The 18,412-nt window shown below is 63.8% G+C and carries 16 protein-coding genes and 1 tRNA gene; 14 read left to right on the plus strand and 3 right to left on the minus strand.

Annotation, left to right across the window (positions count from 1 at the left end; translation table 11 throughout):
- Window positions 1-81: 81 nt before the first annotated feature.
- Together rsmI and ON058_RS10065 are read left to right on the plus strand one after the other, a co-directional pair.
- Window positions 82-921, plus strand: coding sequence for a 16S rRNA (cytidine(1402)-2'-O)-methyltransferase (rsmI, locus tag ON058_RS10060; RefSeq protein ID WP_274668917.1), 840 nt, complete (start codon window positions 82-84; stop codon window positions 919-921).
- Window positions 918-1,784, plus strand: coding sequence for a M15 family metallopeptidase (locus ON058_RS10065; protein WP_274668918.1), 867 nt, complete (start codon window positions 918-920; stop codon window positions 1,782-1,784). The genes rsmI and ON058_RS10065 overlap by 4 nt, the downstream gene beginning before the upstream one ends.
- A gap of 14 nt (window positions 1,785-1,798) precedes the next feature.
- Here ON058_RS10065 and ON058_RS10070 read toward each other — a convergent pair whose 3' ends face one another.
- Window positions 1,799-3,277 (minus strand): hypothetical protein, encoded by a 1,479-nt coding sequence (locus tag ON058_RS10070; RefSeq protein WP_274668919.1) that lies wholly within the window; start codon window positions 3,275-3,277, stop codon window positions 1,799-1,801.
- Between the two features lie 306 nt (window positions 3,278-3,583).
- Between ON058_RS10070 and metG the strand changes: the two genes are divergently transcribed.
- The 5 genes from metG to ON058_RS10095 all read left to right on the plus strand — a co-directional run bounded on the left by metG (window position 3,584) and on the right by ON058_RS10095 (window position 8,983).
- On the plus strand, window positions 3,584-5,380 hold the full coding sequence (gene metG, locus ON058_RS10075) for a methionine--tRNA ligase (protein WP_274668920.1): 1,797 nt from the start codon (window positions 3,584-3,586) through the stop codon (window positions 5,378-5,380).
- Complete coding sequence (locus tag ON058_RS10080) at window positions 5,377-6,213, plus strand: TatD family hydrolase (RefSeq protein WP_274668921.1); 837 nt, start codon at window positions 5,377-5,379, stop codon at window positions 6,211-6,213. The genes metG and ON058_RS10080 overlap by 4 nt, the downstream gene beginning before the upstream one ends.
- Window positions 6,214-6,370: 157 nt before the next feature.
- Entirely contained in the window at window positions 6,371-7,159 is a 789-nt protein-coding gene (locus tag ON058_RS10085; RefSeq protein ID WP_274668922.1) for a G5 domain-containing protein, read from the plus strand.
- Window positions 7,160-7,162: 3 nt separating this feature from the next.
- Window positions 7,163-8,005: a 16S rRNA (adenine(1518)-N(6)/adenine(1519)-N(6))-dimethyltransferase RsmA gene (rsmA, locus tag ON058_RS10090; protein ID WP_274668923.1), complete on the plus strand. Its 843-nt coding sequence runs from the start codon at window positions 7,163-7,165 to the stop codon at window positions 8,003-8,005.
- A 48-nt stretch (window positions 8,006-8,053) separates the two neighbouring features.
- Complete coding sequence (locus tag ON058_RS10095; RefSeq protein ID WP_274668924.1) at window positions 8,054-8,983, plus strand: 4-(cytidine 5'-diphospho)-2-C-methyl-D-erythritol kinase; 930 nt, start codon at window positions 8,054-8,056, stop codon at window positions 8,981-8,983.
- Window positions 8,984-9,025: 42 nt separating this feature from the next.
- Here ON058_RS10095 and mscL read toward each other — a convergent pair whose 3' ends face one another.
- Window positions 9,026-9,415 carry a large conductance mechanosensitive channel protein MscL gene (mscL, locus tag ON058_RS10100; protein ID WP_274668925.1) on the minus strand — a complete coding sequence of 130 codons (390 nt, stop codon included), beginning with the start codon at window positions 9,413-9,415 and terminating at the stop codon, window positions 9,026-9,028.
- A 64-nt stretch (window positions 9,416-9,479) separates the two neighbouring features.
- Complete coding sequence (locus tag ON058_RS10105; protein WP_274669098.1) at window positions 9,480-10,079, minus strand: TetR/AcrR family transcriptional regulator; 600 nt, start codon at window positions 10,077-10,079, stop codon at window positions 9,480-9,482.
- A 98-nt stretch (window positions 10,080-10,177) separates the two neighbouring features.
- On the opposite strand from ON058_RS10105, the gene ON058_RS10110 reads away from it, so the two are divergent.
- The 7 genes from ON058_RS10110 to pth all read left to right on the plus strand — a co-directional run bounded on the left by ON058_RS10110 (window position 10,178) and on the right by pth (window position 18,366).
- Window positions 10,178-10,252 (plus strand) — tRNA-Gln (locus ON058_RS10110).
- A gap of 189 nt (window positions 10,253-10,441) precedes the next feature.
- Window positions 10,442-12,007 (plus strand): bifunctional UDP-N-acetylglucosamine diphosphorylase/glucosamine-1-phosphate N-acetyltransferase GlmU, encoded by a 1,566-nt coding sequence (gene glmU / locus ON058_RS10115; protein ID WP_274668926.1) that lies wholly within the window; start codon window positions 10,442-10,444, stop codon window positions 12,005-12,007.
- A complete protein-coding gene (locus ON058_RS10120) occupies window positions 12,004-12,984 on the plus strand; it encodes a ribose-phosphate diphosphokinase (protein ID WP_274668927.1) in 981 nt (326 codons plus the stop codon). Before glmU ends, ON058_RS10120 begins: the two co-directional genes overlap by 4 nt.
- 315 nt (window positions 12,985-13,299) lie before the next feature.
- A complete protein-coding gene (locus ON058_RS10125) occupies window positions 13,300-15,789 on the plus strand; it encodes a sodium-translocating pyrophosphatase (RefSeq protein WP_274669099.1) in 2,490 nt (829 codons plus the stop codon).
- Entirely contained in the window at window positions 15,789-16,868 is a 1,080-nt protein-coding gene (locus ON058_RS10130) for a glycosyltransferase family 1 protein (protein ID WP_274668928.1), read from the plus strand. Before ON058_RS10125 ends, ON058_RS10130 begins: the two co-directional genes overlap by 1 nt.
- Before the next feature lie 154 nt (window positions 16,869-17,022).
- On the plus strand, window positions 17,023-17,634 hold the full coding sequence (locus ON058_RS10135) for a 50S ribosomal protein L25/general stress protein Ctc (RefSeq protein ID WP_274668929.1): 612 nt from the start codon (window positions 17,023-17,025) through the stop codon (window positions 17,632-17,634).
- Between the two features lie 159 nt (window positions 17,635-17,793).
- The gene (gene pth / locus ON058_RS10140; protein ID WP_274668930.1) at window positions 17,794-18,366 is read left to right on the plus strand and encodes an aminoacyl-tRNA hydrolase; all 573 of its coding nucleotides are present in this window, start codon (window positions 17,794-17,796) and stop codon (window positions 18,364-18,366) included.
- Window positions 18,367-18,412: the final 46 nt, after the last annotated feature.

Here is an 18,412-nt window from a genome sequence, read left to right on the forward strand (position 1 = left end):
CCATAAGAATCCGACCATCACAGTGGGAGCCTACTGTGTGGTGTGTCCGCGCGGGAGGGGCCGCTGTGCGACGCTGGTGACATGACCGGTCGCCTCACCCTCGCTGCTACCCCTATTGGCAACGCGGGAGACGCATCGGCTCGCCTCCGTGAAGCCCTCAGTGGCGCCGATGTGGTGGCGGCCGAAGACACGCGACGGTTGCGCGATTTGGCTCGCCGTTTGGACGTGTCGGTGACGGCGGAACTCATCGCCGTTCATGACCACAATGAGCGCGACCGGGCCGATGACTTGGTGGCGCGCGCCCAGTCTGGCCAGTGGGTGGTCGTCGTCTCAGATGCTGGGATGCCCACGGTGTCCGATCCGGGCTTCCGCGTGGTGGAAGCGGCCGCCCGCGCCCACGTCACGGTGGAGGTGTTGCCTGGCCCCAGCGCGGTGTTGACCGCGCTCGCGTTGTCCGGGTTGCCCACCGATCGGTTCTGCTTTGAGGGTTTCCTGCCCCGCAAGGACGGCGAGCGGGCCCGGGCGCTGACGGCGCTCGCTACCGAGCCACGCACCATGGTCTTCTTTGAGGCGCCCCACCGTGTGGCCGCTACCTTGGCCGCAATGGCCGATGCGTGGGGCAGTGACCGGCCTGCTGCGGTGTCGCGTGAACTCACCAAAACGTATGAGGAAACCCGACGCGGCACCGTGGGGGAGTTGGCTTCGTGGGCCGATGCGGGGGTCAAGGGCGAGATCGTCATCACTGTGGCGGGGCGTGCCGCACAGGCGCCAACGGTGGAGTCGCTGGTGGACGAGGCGCTTAGCCGGGTCGCGGAGGGGGAGCGCGCGAAGGATGTTGTCGCTGACCTCGCCACGACCGCTGGCGTTCCGCGTCGCGAACTTTACAACGCGGTCCTTGCTGCGCGAGGCGACCGGCAATGATTCGGGGTCGTCCCTCACATGTGCGCAAACATCGGCGGCCTTTCCCCTGGGCCACGGGCCTTGTGGTCGTGGTGGCGGTGCTCGCCGGAACTGCCGCTGCCAGAACGCATGACGCTGTCCTGGATGGGGGGTCCGTGGCCGGAGTCTTCGGCGATGCCGTTGAGGCTCTCGATCTCGCAACGGACACTCAGGTCACGGTATCCGCTCCGGTGATCGATGCGGTGACCGCAGGCGAGGTGTCGTCCGCGCCGATGCCCGTGCCCCAGGTCAGTCAGAAGCCGTGGAGTCAGCACAGCCTGGACGATCCGGCGTCTCTGTGGGTCGTGGTGAACAAGGCGCGTCCGCTGGACCCGCTCGATTATGTCCCGACTGGCATGACCAGCGTGGGTGGCGTGCAGATGGTGGCGGAGGCAGCCGAAGCAATGGAGCAGATGCGTGCCGCCGCCGCCCAGGCGGGTGCGTCGTTCTCGATTTCCAACGCCTACCGGCCGTACAGCGAGCAGCGTTATCTCCACAGCCAGTACCAGGCTGAGTTCGGTACAGCGATCACGGACCGCGGCTCGTTACGGCCCGGCTACTCCGAACATCAGACGGGCCTCGCCGCCGATGTCTACGCCAGCGCGGCCTGCCGCATCAAGACCTGCTTTGCAGATGAGACCGCTGGGCGATGGATTGCGGATCACGCCCACGAGTTTGGTTTCGTGGTGCGCTACCCCGTCGGACTGGAGGCCACCACCGGGATCCGGTACGAGCCGTGGCACGTGCGCTACGTGGGTGTGGACCTTGCTGCAGCGCTTGTGGAGTCGGGTCAGACGATGGAACAGTTCTTTGGCCTGCCGGCAGCGCCCGACTACCTGGACTAGCCCGACCACCTGAACTAGGAAGTTGCGCCGGATGCGCGGGGCTTGACCGGTACCTCTTGTCGCTGGGCGAGCGCCTCGTTGACGGCAGGGTCGTCCAGTGCGGCGAGCCACTGCACCAGTGCGTCGTAGGTAGCGGGGTTGGCTGCCACGGCAGGCCGGAGCACTGGCACGTTGGCTGCGATCCACTGCAGTTGCTCTGCTGGCGTTGCCGGCGAGTGTGCCGCAGCCACCATGTGCGGGTCCAGGCCTGAGGCGGGTGGGCGTGCGGCCTTCGCTTCGGAGTAGAACCGACGCATGGGCGCGGGAACAGTGACGGCGAGCGCCACGATGATGGGGACGGCCACCATGGGGATTACGTATTGCCGGCTGGGGGTCACGTACGGCACAGCCAGCATGATTGCTGTCGCGATCAGCCCCAAGACGAGTGCCACGCCCACAATGACGGCGACCGGAATGCGACTGCGTGTGGGCACCACCACGGCGGCGATCGCGGCGACGACGAAGAGGCCGGCAATGAGTGTGCAGGTCACGAGGTCGACCATGATCGCCCACCACGGGACGTTCATTCCCTGGGACAACAGCACAGTGATGCTGAAGGAGCCGAGCATGATCGCCGATGCCGCGAGCAGATACGTCACGGCAGCCACGTACATGCGTGGTGCTTCGACTGGTCCGGTCGCTGCGCGGAATCCCGGTGAGGCGTAGAGCGCTCCTGCGGCGACGAGGAACAAGGTCAAGCCGTAGGCGCCCATGTGCGTTGTCTCGAAGACTTGGCTGGTGTCGATGTAGAAGGTCTCAGGCACGATGTCGTAGAGGATGCCTTGAACAGCGCCCATAGCCGCGGCCGGGCCTGCCCACGCCACGACGGCGAGACCGCCCGCAGCCGATGCGCGCCACGAGGGGAGTGCAAGCACAATCGACGCCAGCACGAATAGGAACGCCGTGAACACCTCAGCGGCTTGGTAACGACCGGACAAGTAGTCGCCCCAGTCGCCAGAGATGGCCGAGATTGTGAAAATGAAGGCTACGACCGTGATCACGACCCCGACGGTGGTGATGACGCGGGCCGTGATGAGGCTGATGCGCGCGGGCTTGGTGGGGTCCGGCAGGTCGTTGAGCTCCGCCTGCCTGGGCTGGGCCGCGAGCAGCGCACCCGCAAAGGCGAGTGCCATGCCGATCCCCATCCCTGTGGCAATCCAGGAGTCACCGGCCACATCAATCGCGATAGAGACAGCCACCATGAGGACGAGGGGCACATTCATTGCGGCGCGCGTCAGCATGACCGCGCCGGTGCTCCAGTGGGGAACAACACCCGAACGGTGCAGATACGTGGTCGTGAGGGACAGGACGCTCAACACGATGCAGGCGGCCATGAGAGCCGTGTTGAGCACCGAGCGGTCTCCCAAGAGGGAATGTGAATCCCATGGCAAGAGAGTCGCACTAGTCAGGGCTACGAATGCGACGGCATCGCGCACATAGTCGCCCCGTGTCATGCGGTCAAAGGTGTGCCGCACTGTGGTGGATTGTGGCGGTGTGGTGTGAAGCGGCGGTGCATCTGAGCCGGCGTGAGCCATGTGTGAGTGTCCTTCAGCTTGAACTCTGAGGATCGAGCCTTCGCCGCTGTCTCGAGCGACCTTCCCCCTGTGCGTCGCTGTCCGTCGTGATGCATCACCAGGCTCACGTGTGACACGGAACGGACAGTCGGGACGATGCTACACAGCGGCGGGAGCGCCGGCGCGGCTGCCGCACGGAGACGGTGCCCGCACTGTCCCGGCGCAGCGGTCACTAGGATGGTCCGCATGTCACGCATTCTCTCCGCTGTCGCTTGGCCGTATGCCAACGGTCCTCGCCACATTGGCCACGTTGCCGGTTTTGGCGTCCCCTCCGACGTTTTCAGCCGCTACATGCGAATGCAAGGGCACGACGTGTTGATGGTGTCGGGCACCGATGAGCACGGCACCCCCATCCTGGTTCAGGCGGACCAGGAAGGCGTGAATCCTCAGGAACTTGCAGACCGTTACAACCGGGTCATTGTTGAAGACTTGGTGTCGCTGGGCCTGTCCTATGACTTGTTCACCCGCACGACCACCGGCAACCACTACAAGGTCGCTCAAGCACTGTTTAAGGCTGTTCACTCGAATGGCTACATGATTGAGAAGACCACCCGTGGCGCCATCTCGCCTTCGACCGGTCGCACGCTGCCGGACCGGTACATCGAGGGTACGTGTCCCATCTGTGACTCTGACGGCGCTCGCGGCGACCAGTGCGACAACTGCGGCAACCAGCTTGATGCCGCCGAACTAAAGAACCCTGTTTCCCGTATCAACGGTGAGACTCCCAAGTTCATCGAGACCGAGCACTTCTTCCTCGATCTGCCAGCGCTCGCGGGGCCGTTGACTGAATGGCTGGGCGCACGTCACGGCTGGCGTCCCAACGTCCTGAACTTCTCCCTGAACTTGTTGCAGGATGTGCGTCCGCGCGCGATGACGCGCGACATTGACTGGGGTATCCCCGTTCCGCTTGAGGGCTGGGAGTCCAACCCCAACAAGCGTCTGTATGTGTGGTTCGATGCGGTGATCGGCTACTTGTCGGCGTCGATCGAGTGGGCCCGCCGCGAAGGTGAGCCCGATGCGTGGCGCCAGTGGTGGAATGATCCGGAGACGCTGTCCTACTACTTCATGGGTAAGGACAACATCACCTTCCACTCGCAGATTTGGCCTGGCGAGCTGCTCGCTGCCAACGGGCGTGGCTCGAAGGGCGGCAACATCAGTGAGTTCGGTGACTTGCAGCTTCCCACTGAAGTGGTGTCGAGCGAGTTCCTCACCATGGAGTCCGCGAAGTTCTCCTCGAGCCGTGGCCACGTGATCTACGTGCGCGACATGTTGGCGCGCTATCAGCCCGATGCGCTGCGCTACTTCATTGCCGTCGCCGGTCCCGAAAGCCACGACTCAGACTTCACCTGGTCGGAGTTCAAGCGCCGTACCAACGATGAGTTGGTGGCGGGCTGGGGCAACCTGGTGAACCGTACTGCGTCGCTGCTGCACAAGAACGTGGGAGAGATTCCCGAACTGACCGACCTGCAGGACGTTGACCGTGCCGCGCTGGAACAGTCCGGTGCTGCGTTCGGCAAGGTGGGCGACCTCATTGGTGCGCAGCGCCAGCGGGCCGCCATCACTGAGGCGATGCGTGTGGTGGGCGAGGCCAACAAGTACCTGGCCGACACTGCGCCGTGGAAGCTCAAGAACGAAAACCCCGAGCGGATGAAGACGGTCCTGGGTGTGGCCGCGCAGTTGATCTCTGACGCGAACACCATGCTGTCGCCGTTCCTGCCGCACTCGGCTCAGAAGGTTCACGAGACCTTCGGCGGCACCGGAGTTTTTGCGCCCATGCCGCAGATGAATGAAGTCGAGGACCTCGATCTGGCTGACCGGCACTACCCGGTGATCCAGGGCGACTACTCGGGTGTGAAGGACACGTGGGCTCGCCGCGCGGTAGTGCCCGGCACTCCGGTGGCGCAGCCTTCGCCTGTGTTCGTGAAGCTCGACGATTCCATTGTCGAAGAGGAACTTGCGCGAATGGACGGCGACGACGCGTGACCCGCGCCGGCCAGTGGCCGCCCGCGCCGGCACCGCTTCCTGCGCCTCTGGTCGACAACCACTGCCACCTGGAGTACCCCGCAGGGGACGAGCCACGGTCCGTTGAGGACAGGTTGGCCGATGCTGCGGCGACGGGCGTCACCCGGGTGGTGCAGGTCGGCTGTGAGGTGGAGTCTGCCGAGTGGACCGTTGACGCGGTACAGAGGTACCCCCAGATGGTGGGTGGCGTCGCCATTCATCCCAATGAGGCCGCGCGCCTGGATGCGGTGGGCGAGTACGACGCTGCTTTCGAGCGCATCGCTGATCTGGCACGAGCTGACCGGATTCGCGTGGTGTCGGAGACGGGCCTGGATTTCTTCCGGACCGGTCCTGACGGTGTGGATGCCCAGGTGAGGGCGTTCCGCGACCACATTGCGTTGGCGAAGGAACTCGGCCTGCCGATGCAGATCCATGACCGGGACGCCCATGCGGAGGTCCTGGAGGTTCTGGATCGCGATGGAGCCCCGGAACAGACGGTGTTCCACTGCTTCTCTGGGGATGCCGGCCTGGCTCAGTTGGCGGTGCAGCGCGGCTGGTTCCTGTCATATGCGGGCACAGTGACGTTCAAGAATGCCGGCGGCCTGCGCGCGGCGCTTGCGGTGACGCCCCTGAGCCAGGTGCTGATTGAGACGGACTCGCCGTTCCTGACAGCCCACCCTCACCGCGGCACGCCTAACCATCCGGCGCTCGCGGCTTTGACTGCGCGCACGGTCGCGGAGGTGTTGGAGACGGACCTCGCGACGGTATGCGCAACAGTGTCGGAAACCTCAAGTCAGTTGTATGGCCCCTGGTAGATCTCCATTCTCACACTCTGGCTGACGTTCGCAGAAGTGTGACGCAGATCACTTGGGGTGGCATCTTTGCGGGACGCTGTGAGATAAAGGGGCGTTCGTCGTTATGGTTTCGTTACCGCAAGGGCGCTACCGTAACGAGCAGGAAAGGACCGAAAGTTTGAGCTACCGACGCAATACGCCCGCCCCTGGCGGACGCCGCGAGACGCGCTACAAGTCCCGCTTCCGCCGCCGCACCGTGGGCACCGTGGGAGCTGGTGTCGCACTGACCGCTTTCGCAGTCGGGTCGTTCGCCTCTGTAGGTGTGAACGCCTGGGCTGCCCCCGATTCCCAGTCTTCGATCGCGACTGCTGACGCTACTGTCGCTCCGGTCGAAGCCACTGGTGCTGACCTCCGTGTCGTTACCCAGACCGAAGAGGTCACGATCGAGCACGGCTCGGTCGAAGAAAAGGACTACTCGACGTTGTCCGGCAACGAGTCCGTGGTGACCGAAGGCCAGGACGGCACCGCTGTGGTGTCGTACCAAGTCACGCTCAAGGACGGCGTTGAGGTGGAGCGTTCCGAGTCGATGACCGTGGTCGTCGAAGAACCCGTGGATGAAGTCGTGTCCGTGGGCGCCATGTCGATCCCCACGTCGACCTCGAACGCCGGTACCAACCGCGCGATCGGCCAGGAGATGGCGGCCGCGCAGGGGTGGACCGGTGACCAGTGGCAGTGCTTGAACGCGCTGTGGACCAAGGAGTCCAACTGGAACTCCAACGCCACGAACCCGTCATCCGGTGCGCACGGAATCCCGCAGGCGCTGCCTGGTTCCAAGATGGCGTCGCACGGTTCGGACTGGGCGACCAACCCTGCTACCCAGATCAGCTGGGGATTGTCGTACATCAAGGGCCGTTACGGTTCGCCGTGTTCGGCATGGGGCCACTCGCAGAGCGTCGGCTGGTACTAAACCTTGGCCGAACTCCTCGGCCCGTCGGACATCCGCACGCTCGCGGAATCCCTCGGGACTGCTCCCACCAAGAAGTGGGGACAGAACTTTGTGGTGGACGCCGGTACGGTGCGCAGGATTGTGCGCATTGCTGGGGTGGACGCTGGCGACCATGTCGTCGAGGTAGGCCCAGGGTTGGGGTCGTTGACTCTGGCTTTGTTGGAGTCGGGCGCACACGTCACGGCGGTGGAGATCGATCCCATCTTGGCGAAGGCCCTGCCGGACACGGTGGCGCAACGTGCCCCCGAGGCCGCTGACCGCTTGACTGTGATCCACCAAGACGCGCTCAAAGTGGACTCGCTTCCCGCGCCGCCCAAGGCGTTGGTCGCCAACCTGCCGTACAACGTGTCGGTGCCGGTGATTCTGCATTTCTTGGAGATTTTCCCCACCCTCGAACGCGTCCTCGTGATGGTGCAGGCGGAGGTCGCTGACCGGTTGGCCGCGGGACCGGGGTCGCGCACCTACGGCATCCCATCCGCGAAGGGCGCCTGGTATTGCGACATTCGCCGGGCAGGGGATGTGAAGCGCGCAGTGTTCTGGCCGGTGCCGCGAGTGGACTCCGCGCTCGTGCTGATGGAGCGGCGGGACATCCCCACCACCACGGCGAGCCGTGAAGAGGTGTTCGCGGTGATCGACGCGGCCTTCGCGCAGCGTCGCAAGGGACTGCGGGGCGCGCTTTCCGGTATCGCCGGATCCGCCGCTGCCGCAGAAGAAGCCCTGACATCTGTTGGCATTGCGCCACTCACTCGCGGCGAACAGCTCGACATTCACGACTTCACTCGCATCGCCGAAGCCCTCCGCTCCTAGTCGCTGCGCAGGCCGCGCATCGGCCCGAAGTCTGGGAGAGTTATCCGCATGAGTCGTTCCGTGTCCGTCCGCGCGCCAGGAAAAATCAACCTCCAACTGGCCGTGGGACCCCTGGGAGACGACGGATATCACCCGTTGGCAACCGTGTTCCAGGCCGTGGACTTGTACGAGACGGTGACGGCCACTCCCCGGGAGGATTCGGCGCTGGTGGTGACGGTGGAGGCACCGCGCGCCTTGGGAATCGATATTTCTGGTGTGCCCACAGGCCCCGACAACCTCGCGGTCAAGGCGGCGCTTGAACTGCGCGCCTACTTTGGTGTGGACTACGGCGCCGACCTGCACCTGCGTAAGGGAGTCCCTGTCGCGGGCGGCATGGCCGGCGGAAGCGCCGATGCTGCAGCAGCCTTGGTGGCGTGCGCGGAGGCCTGGGAGTTGGGTGCGGGGCGTGGCGAGCTCCACAAGATTGCGGCCAGGGTGGGTGCGGACGTGCCGTTCAGCCTTCACGGCCACACAGCGGTAGGTCTAGGCCGCGGCAGCGACCTCTCGCCAGCGATGGTGCGCGGCGAGTTTCACTGGGTTCTCGCTACGCAGGACCACGGACTGTCCACGCCGGAGGCGTATGCGACGTTCGACGCTGAAGTGGAGTCGGGCGCGCGTCCCGCTGCGGAGCCACACATCAATCGTGAACTGATGGCGGCTCTCATGGCGGGAGATGCCGAACGCCTCGGTGCCGCACTGTCGAACGATCTGCAGTCGGCTGCGCTCACGAATGCCCCACATCTGCATCGGGTGATGGAGGCTGCGCATGAGGCGGAAGCGCTAGGAGTCATCGTGTCGGGCTCCGGGCCCACCGTGGCGGCCCTGGGGCGTTCGCGCCAACACGCGCTGGCCATTGCCGCCCACCTACGGGCGGCTGAGGTTGCGCACATGGTGCTCACCGCATCGGCCCCTGCGCCGGGCGCCACCATCGTGACGTGACGAGGCCACGTCCTGATAGCGACGCCCGGTAGGGGCGTCAGGTTAGTTCTTGTCCCGCGCGAGTGCGTCGCGGATTTCCATCAGCAGCTCGACCTCGGTCGGGCCGGCTTCTTCGACAACCTCGTCGGACTTCTTGCGACGTTCAGCGAGCTTGTTCATGGGCACGATGATCAGGAAGTAGATCGCGGCCGCCACGCACACGAACGTGAACAGTGCGTCGAGCACTAGGCCCAGGCTGAACTGTGCGCCATTGACCTCGAAGTTGCCCACGGCGGCCAGGTTGGGCTCTCCGAATACTGCGGCGATCAGCGGGGTGATGATGCCGTCGACCACGGCGGTGACGATCGCAGTGAATGCTGCGCCGATGACAACGGCGACCGCAAGGTCGACCACGTTGCCGCGGGTGATGAACTCCTTGAAACCCTGGAGCATGATTCCTCTTCTCACTTTGATAAGCGGGGATGCTTGTGAGACGAGAATAGGCTGGTAGAGCCCCCTAGTCGACGGGCGGCATCACGGGATCACGTTCAAAGTTCGACAACCCGTTCCACGCCAGGTTCACCAAGTGAGCCGCGACCTCGTCCTTACTGGGTTCGCGTACCTCTGCCCAGTGCTGTCCGGTGAGCGCCACCATGCCCACGAGCATCTGCGAGTAGATCGGCGCGGTGGCGGGATCAAGGCCACGCTTCACAAACTGGTGGGCCAGGAGATACTCGACCTGGTTGGCCACGTCGCCGATGAGTGACGAGAACGTTCCGGTTGATTGGGCGACAGGGGAGTCGCGCACCAAAATCCGGAATCCATCAGGGGAAGATTCGATGTAATCGAGCAGTGCTCGCGCCGCACGTTCCACGAGTTGGCGCGGGTGACCGCGTTCCGACAGTGCCCCGGATAGCGCACCCAGAAGTGCTTCGACTTCGCGGTCCACGATGACCGCATACACACCTTCTTTTCCGCCAAAGTGCTCGTAGACCACGGGTTTTGAGACGTCTGCTCGTGCCGCAATCTCCTCCACAGAGGTGCCTTCAAAGCCTCGCTCGGCGAACAGTGTGCGGGACACCGTGAGGAGCTGTTCGCGACGCTCTTTTGCGGTCATTCGGGCGCGCACAGGCTTACGAGATTCTTCGGTCACGTTTCTAGTGTGCCGTGAATCCTGGCAGACTGGTCCACCGTGGCATCATTGATGGTCCACGTTCCGCCCTGGTGTAACGGCAGCACGCAGGCCTTTGGAGCCTCGCAGTACAGGTTCGAATCCTGTGGGCGGAGCCATTCACGGCCCGGCCGGTGACGCGTCTTCGCGATCACTGGACCGGGCCGTGTGGCATGTCTGGGGTGGTGTCCGCCAGTCCCGTGTTCGGCATCCTGAGCCAGGAAAGGGCCGATGCGAGGAAGCGCAGGCGGGCTCGCGGCAGGTAGAGTAGGCGTCACCATCTTTCGCCCAGACCTGAAGGGGGTCCGGTGAGTCGGATTCGACCCGCCGCCGTGATGATTCTCGCGGCCGGGGCAGGCACCCGGATGAAGTCCGCTACCCCAAAGGTCCTCCATTCGATCGCTGGCCGATCGTTGGTGGGCCATGCACTTGCAGCTGCCTACGAGCTCGATCCTCAGCGGGTCGTGGTGGTGGTGCGGCACGAGCGCGACAAGGTAGCCGGTCACATCTCACAGATCGCGCCACATGCCCTCCTCGCTGACCAAGACGACATTCCAGGCACTGGACGTGCAGCGTTTTGCGGCTTGTCCGCTCTTGACGCGACTGCTGTCGCTGCGCAGGTTGCCGCGGGTGCCGTCGGTGACACCGCCGTCCTGGACACCCAAGCGGAGGGCGCCATCGTTGTGACGAGTGGCGACGTGCCGCTCGTGGACGGTGAGCTCCTGGGTGCGCTCGTTGACTCTCACGCCGACGCTGGCGCGGCCGTGACGGTGATGACCGCGAAGGTTCCCGATCCCACGGGTTACGGCCGTGTGGTGCGGGACGCTGGCACGGATGAGGTGCTCGCGATCGTGGAGCACAAGGACGCCTCTGAGGCTGAACGCGAGATCGATGAGATCAACTCCGGCATCTACGTGTTTGATGCCGCGGTCTTGCGTGGTGCGCTGGCACAGATCGGTCAGGACAACGCTCAGGGCGAGATGTACCTCCCGGACGTCTTGGAGATTGCACGCCGCGAGGGTGGACGTACTCACGCGTTTGTGGCCCCCGAGGCCGGTGCTGTCGAAGGCGTGAATGACCGTGTGCAGTTGGCGCAGTTGGGTCGTGAACTGAACGCGCGCATCGTCACTGGCTGGATGCGCGAAGGCGTCACCATTCAGGATCCCGCGACTACGTGGATCGATGCTGACGTGCAGTTGGCGGCGGATGTCACGGTGCTTCCTGGTACTCAGCTCAAGGGCGCAACTGTGGTGGCCTCCGGTGCCACGGTCGGTCCTGACACGACTTTGACGGACGTACAGGTGGGCGCTGGCGCCACTGTCATCCGCACTCATGGCTCGGCTTCCGTCATTGATGAAGACGCGACGGTCGGGCCTTTTGCCTACCTGCGACCGGGCACACACCTCGGCACGGATGGCAAGATCGGCGCATTTGTCGAAACGAAGAACGCCTCCATTGGCGCTCATTCCAAGGTCCCCCACCTGAGTTACGTGGGTGACGCCACCATTGGCGAGCACTCGAACATTGGCGCTGCCACGATCTTCGTGAACTACGACGGCGTGAACAAGCACCACAGCACTATCGGAAGTCACGTGCGCATCGGCTCCGACAACTCGTTGATTGCTCCTTTGGAGATCGGCGATGGTGCTTATACGGGAGCAGGTGCCGTGATCCGGCGCGATGTTCCTGCCGGAGCGTTGGGACGCAACAGTTCGCCCCAGCAGGTCGTTGAGGGATGGGTACTCGACCGTCGCCCCGGGACCAAGTCCGCTTCCGCCGCACAGGAAGCACTTCGCACTCACGATGATGGACTGTCGGAGGGCGCTCGCGTCGAGCGTGCTGCGGCCAACAAGAAGACTGAAGGAGAGTCATGAGCTCAGAGATCTCGCATGCGAGCGAGAAGCGGATGGTGCTGGCCGGAGGCCGTGCCCACCCGGAGCTTGCCCAGGCCGTAGCCCAGGAGATGGGTATCGAGCTGCTGCCGACCACCGCGTACACCTTCGCCAATGGCGAGCTGTATGTGCGCTTTGGTGAGTCGGTCCGTGGCGCCGACGCGTTTGTGTTGCAGTCTCACGCTGCCCCGATCAATGAAGCGATCATGGAGCAGCTCATCATGGTGGACGCGCTCAAGCGTGCGTCGGCCAAGCGGGTCACGGTCATCATGCCTTGCTACGGCTACGCCCGTCAGGATAAGAAGCACAAGGGCCGCGAGCCCATCTCGGCTCGTCTCATGGCAGATCTGTTCAAGACCGCGGGTGCGGACCGCATCATGTCGGTTGACCTCCACACCTCGCAGATTCAGGGCTTCTTCGATGGCCCCGTGGATCACCTGTGGGCCATGCCGCTGCTCGCGCAGTACGTCCGGACCCGCGTGGCTCCCGACAACCTGACGATTGTGTCGCCCGATGCTGGCCGCGTGCGTCTCGCAGATCAGTGGTCCGACCACCTGGGTGCGCCGCTGGCGATCATCCACAAGCGTCGCGACCCGTCCGTTCCTAACCAGGTCAAGGTTCACGAGCTGGTCGGTGAGGTGCAGGGCCGTACGTGTGTGCTGGTGGACGACATGATCGACACCGGTGGCACCATCGTCCAGGCTGCAGAGGCACTGTTTGAGAATGGCGCCAAGGAAGTGATCGTGGCGTCGACTCACGGCCTGCTGTCCGGTCCTGCGGTGGAGCGTCTGCGTGACTCGGGTATCTCTGAGGTCGTCATCACGGACACGCTGCCCATCGATGAGGACAAGAAGTTTGACTCCCTCACGGTGCTGTCGATTGCGCCGCTGCTGGCGCGTGCGGTGCGTGAGGTCTTCGACGACGGTTCGGTGACCAGCCTGTTCCAGGGCAACGTCTGAGTTTTCTGTACTGACACGAATGCCGTCATCCCTCACGGGGTGGCGGCATTCGTGCGTGTAACGCCGCGCTGGGCCTGTGGTGGTGCTTGTGACCAGGGACGATGCGTGGTGGGGGATGGGCGCCTAGGCCTTTGGTCACCCTTGGGTTGCGTGCGGCGGCCCTAGCCTGCGATGCGACAGCAAAGTCGCTACGTTGCAGGGGTAATAATGTTCCAAAGGTGGAATCAACAACTTACCAGTGCGCCGCGTGTGTCGCGGCGTCCGGCCAGAAGGAAACTCGGCGCTCTCGCACTCGCGGGCGCGAGTGCACTTGCCTTGTCTGGCTGCGGTACCGGTGGGCACATCGACGGCGGTGAGGCTAGCCTCGCACTGCCTGAACTCGGTGGAGTCACCACGTCCTCGGGCATGTCCGGGACGGTATTGCTCATGGTGGGACTCGCGATCACGGTGCTCGGCCTCGCCTTCGGCGTCACCGTTCTTCGCCAGATCCGTAATCTTCCCGTCCATGAGTCCATGCGCAAGGTGTCGGAACTGATTTACGCCACCTCCAAGGCGTACCTGATTCAGCAGGGCAAGTTCCTGATGATGCTGTGGCTCGTGATCGCGGCCGTCATCGTCCTGTACTACGGCGTCCTCGTGGGTTTCGCCTGGGGTCGCACGGCCACGGTGATCGCTTTCAGCCTGATCGGTATGGCGGGTTCGTATTCGGTGGCGTGGTTCGGTATCCGCGTCAACACCTATGCGAACTCCCGCACGTCCTTCGCTGCCCTCGATGGCAAGCCGCTGGCAGTTCACCGCATCCCTTTGAAGGCCGGCATGAGCATCGGCATGGTGCTGATCAGCCTCGAGCTGCTGATGATGCTCGTCATCTTGCTGTTCCTGCCGCGTGACATCGCGGGAGCCTGCTTCATCGGCTTCGCCATCGGTGAGTCTCTTGGTGCCGCCGCCCTCCGTATCGCGGGAGGTATCTTCACCAAGATCGCGGACATCGGCTCAGACCTCATGAAGATCGCCTTCAAGATCAAGGAGGACGATGCGCGTAACCCCGGCGTCATCGCCGACTGCACGGGCGACAACGCAGGTGACTCGGTAGGCCCGTCTGCCGACGGTTTCGAAACGTACGGCGTCACAGGTGTGGCACTCGTGACCTTCTTGCTGCTTGCGGTGCACGACCCGGCAACCCAGGCGGCCTTGCTGGTGTGGATCTTTGTGGTGCGTGCGGCGATGCTTCTCGCCTCCGCCGCGTCCTACCTGGCAAATGATGCCTGGGTGAAGGCCCGGTACCGCGATGCTGACCGGATGAACTTCGAACACCCGCTGACGTCGCTGGTGTGGCTCACCTCCGTGGTGTCGATCGTCGCCACCTACCTGAGCGCCTACTGGGTCATCGGTGACATGCAGGACGGCATGTGGTGGAAGCTGTCGACCATCGTGTCCTGTGGAACTCTCGCCGGTGCTCTGATCCCGGAACTGGTGAAGGTCTTCACGTCCACCTCCAGCCGCCACGTCCGCGAGGTCGTGAAGAGTTCGCGTGAAGGCGGCGCATCGCTGAACATCCTGTCCGGCCTGGTGGCAGGTAACTTCTCTGGCTACTGGCTGGGCATGGCGATCGTGGCGCTCATGGGCGCATCGTTCCTTATCTCCGGCATGGGTCTGGAAGAACTCATGCTGGCTCCGGCAGTGTTCGCCTTCGGTCTGGTGGCGTTCGGCTTCCTGGGAATGGGTCCGGTCACGATTGCGGTTGACTCCTACGGTCCCGTGACGGACAACGCGCAAAGCGTGTACGAACTGTCGCAGATCGAGGACATCGATGGCATCGATGCGGAACTCGAGCGTGACTTCGGAATCCGCGCGGAGTGGGAGCCTGCCAAGCGCATGCTCGAAGAGAACGACGGCGCCGGCAACACCTTCAAGGCAACCGCTAAGCCGGTGTTGATCGGAACTGCCGTGGTGGGCGCCACCACCATGATCTTCTCGATCATCATTTCGCTCACGGACGGTCTCACCACCGGCATCGAGAACCTGTCGCTGGTCCACCCGCCGTTCCTGCTGGGACTGATTGCCGGTGGTGCCACCATCTTCTGGTTCACTGGCGCCTCAATCCAGGCGGTCACGACGGGTTCGTACCGTGCGGTGGAGTACATCAAGGACACCATCAAGCTCGACGGTGTCACGAAGGCCTCCACCGAGGATTCGCGCAAGGTTGTGGAGATCTGCACCCAGTACGCGCAGTTGGGTATGTTGAACATCTTCCTCGCGGTGTTCTTCGCCACGTTGGCCTACGCGTTCGTGGAGCCGTACTTCTTCATCGGCTACCTGATCTCGATCGCACTGTTTGGTCTTTACCAGGCCATCTTCATGGCGAACGCAGGTGGCGCATGGGACAACGCGAAGAAGATCGTGGAAGTTGATCTTCATGCAAAGAACACGCCGCTGCATGAGGCCACCATTGTGGGTGACACCGTCGGTGACCCCTACAAGGACACCTCGTCTGTGGCCCTGAACCCAGTCATCAAGTTCACGACCCTGTTCGGGTTGCTTGCCGTGGAGCTCGCGGTGGGGCTCACCCATCAAGGCAACCAGGCCCTCGTGTACTGGCTCGCGGCTGGCTTCTTCGCCGTCTCTGTGTTCTTCGTCCACCGCTCCTTCTACGGGATGCGCATCAAGGCAAGCCTGACCGGCGACGACGAAGACGAGGTCACCACTGACTCGCCCTCTACGGATGGTGATGACGCTGCGGCTCGCACAGCCTCAGGTGACACTGACGTAGAAGCCAAGAAGGCTTCACTGGAGGAGGCTCACTAATGGACCGGCTCGCAATCATCTGTGACGGCATCACCGTTGCCGATGGCAGGGTTGCGGGCCACGATGCAGGAGCGACGCTGGTGCGCCGGCTCTTGCGACTCTTTCCTGGCGCTGCGCTCGTGGGACCACGAGCGCAGCGCGGGGAAGGCTTTGAAGTAGTGCCGCTCGAGTTGGTCGACCCGCGCCGGACACTCGTCATCAACATGGATGTCGTGACGTCGCCTTCGGTCTGGCGAACCTTGTCCGTGGGCGGAATCGAACCAAGCATCGTGAACTTTGTGTGGTGGAACACCACGCAGTTCACCCACCCCGTGCAGCGACTCTCACTCGCGTTGTCGTGCGCACTGTTCCCCACGTTCGCGAACTCACGCCGAACCGCCACGGAAATCAGCGAGATCGTCGCATCGGCCACTGTGCCCGCGGTCGCCGACAAAGCCCGCATCGACTGGGCGAACCTCGGTATCCGGCTCAACCACGTGCAAGCACGCGAAACTCCCCACACCCCGGTCGTGCTGTACCCCGCCATCAGACTGTCGCCGCGCAAGCGGCCAGAGTTGTTCCTGGACGTCGTGGACCGCGTCCGTCGCCACACACCCATCCAGGTGGAGATGCGTCTGGAAGAGTCCCACCTCATTTCCGAACGCGCTATCCGCCTGTCCCGCAAAGAGTGGGCATGGGTGGGTCCGCTGACCGCGACCCGTGAGGACTATTACTACCGGCTCGCCCGCACCACGGCGTTTCTTGCCACCGCGCAGGACGAGTCCTACGGCCTGGAGTACGTCGAAGCGATGGTCGCGGGAGCCGTGGGTGTGTTCCCCGATCTGCCCTGGGCACGTGCGCTCCTGCCAGACAAGTACCCCCTGCTGTACGCGGATGTGCGGGAAGCGGAACAACTCCTCACTCGGGCAGTCACCGATTCCGACGGCTGCCGCGCACAACTCGACGCCGCCGCGGGTGGCAACTTCGCGCGCTGGCTGCGCGAACGCCACGACGACACTCAGTTCGAAGAGGGCTTCGTGGCTGCGCTGGAACGCTGGTTTCCTGGCGCAAGCCTGATCGCCAAAGCCGAACCCTCATAGCCGAACTCGCCAACGGACCCCACAACAGGTATCCTGTTCCAGTTCCACGGCGAGGCTAGGCCCATCAGGGCGCTGGCGTGATCGACGCGGCAGTGTGATTGTTGATGCCTGCCTTGCCTGGCTCCACACACTGATCACTCCCAAGGAGAACCCCATGGCTGACAAGCTGGTGCTCGCCGCAGAGGCGCGCAACGAATTCGGTAAGGGCTCGGCACGCCGCGCTCGCGTTGCTGGCAAGATCCCCGCCGTCCTTTACGGTCACGGCACCGACCCCGTGCACATGCTGCTGCCCGGTCACGAGACCATGATGGCGCTCAAGCACCCCAACGCACTGCTCGCGATCCAGCTCGACGGCAAGGAAGAGCTCGCCGTCGCCAAGGACATCCAGCGCGACCCCATCAAGCCCGTCATCGACCACGTTGACCTGCTGCTCGTCAAGAAGGGTGAGAAGATCACCGTTGACGTGCCCGTCCACGTTGAAGGCGAGTCCGCACCCGGCACCATCCACGTGCTCGAGAACGCATCGCTCCAGGTGCTGGCCGAGGCCACCCACCTGCCCGAGGTCCTCACCGTCAACATCGAAGGCATGGAAGAGGGCGACAAGAAGGTTGCCTCCGACCTCGAGCTGCCCAAGGGCACCGAGCTTGCTGGTGACCCCGAACTGCTGATCATCCACATCTCGGTTCCGCGCACCGCCGCTGCCGAGGACGAGGCTCCCGCCGCAGCGAGCGCCGAAGAGGCCGCTGCCGAGGGCGAAGAGGCGTAAGCGCTTCCCGCTTCACACTGATCTGTACCGCATCGCGCCCGTCACCATCGGTGGCGGGCGCGATGCGCTTTCTTACTCGAATCTGGAGGGTCAACGATGTCGCTGTTCGCAAGACTCGGATGGTCGCGGGACACTAGCAAGGACAAGAAAGGCGACAACGTGAGCGCACTGATCGTGGGACTGGGTAACCCCGGTGAGAACTATGCGGGAACCCGCCACAACATCGGCCAGATGGTCGCAGACGAACTCGCGTCCCGCGGAAGCGCGTCGCTCAGCGTGCACAAGAAGTCCCGCACCCGCGCCGCAACCGTGCGGCTCGGCGGTGAAGCGGTCGTGGTCGCGGTACCGATGTCGTACATGAATGTCTCCGGCGGGCCCGTCCATGCACTCGCCAACTACCAGTCCGTAGCCCCGCGCGATGTCGTCGTCGTCCACGACGAGCTCGACATCCCGTTCGGAGAAGTCAAAATCAAACGTGGCGGCGGCTCCGGCGGACACAATGGCCTCAAAGACATCACCAAAGCCCTGGGCACCCCAGACTATGTACGGATCCGGGTGGGCATCGGCCGTCCTCCAGGCCGCATGGATGCGGCAACCTTTGTGCTCAAGCCGTTCTCCGCAGCCGAACGCAAAGAACTCGACCTGCTGATCTCGCGCGCCGCAGACGCCGCCGAAGCAGTCGTGACGGACGGACTCGAGGCCGCGCAGCAATACTTCCACTCGCCACGCTAAGAACAGCCAAACAAACTCACGGGAATGGACAGCACCCCCATGAGCG

It is taken from the genome of Demequina sp. B12 (assembly GCF_028823635.1).
GTDB lineage: Bacteria > Actinomycetota > Actinomycetes > Actinomycetales > Demequinaceae > Demequina.

Excerpts from the sequence above, each read along its gene's own strand:
- ON058_RS10065 (WP_274668918.1), top strand. The coding sequence starts at position 918 with ATGATTCGGGGTCGTCCCTCACATGTGCGCAAACATCGGCGGCCTTTC.
- ON058_RS10095 (WP_274668924.1), top strand. The coding sequence starts at position 8,054 with ATGAGTCGTTCCGTGTCCGTCCGCGCGCCAGGAAAAATCAACCTCCAA.
- ON058_RS10070 (WP_274668919.1), bottom strand. The coding sequence starts at position 3,277 with ATGACACGGGGCGACTATGTGCGCGATGCCGTCGCATTCGTAGCCCTG.
- mscL (WP_274668925.1), bottom strand. The coding sequence starts at position 9,415 with ATGCTCCAGGGTTTCAAGGAGTTCATCACCCGCGGCAACGTGGTCGAC.
- ON058_RS10130 (WP_274668928.1), top strand. The coding sequence starts at position 15,789 with ATGGACCGGCTCGCAATCATCTGTGACGGCATCACCGTTGCCGATGGC.
- rsmI (WP_274668917.1), top strand. The coding sequence starts at position 82 with ATGACCGGTCGCCTCACCCTCGCTGCTACCCCTATTGGCAACGCGGGA.
- metG (WP_274668920.1), top strand. The coding sequence starts at position 3,584 with ATGTCACGCATTCTCTCCGCTGTCGCTTGGCCGTATGCCAACGGTCCT.
- ON058_RS10105 (WP_274669098.1), bottom strand. The coding sequence starts at position 10,079 with ATGACCGCAAAAGAGCGTCGCGAACAGCTCCTCACGGTGTCCCGCACA.
- ON058_RS10120 (WP_274668927.1), top strand. The coding sequence starts at position 12,004 with ATGAGCTCAGAGATCTCGCATGCGAGCGAGAAGCGGATGGTGCTGGCC.
- ON058_RS10135 (WP_274668929.1), top strand. The coding sequence starts at position 17,023 with ATGGCTGACAAGCTGGTGCTCGCCGCAGAGGCGCGCAACGAATTCGGT.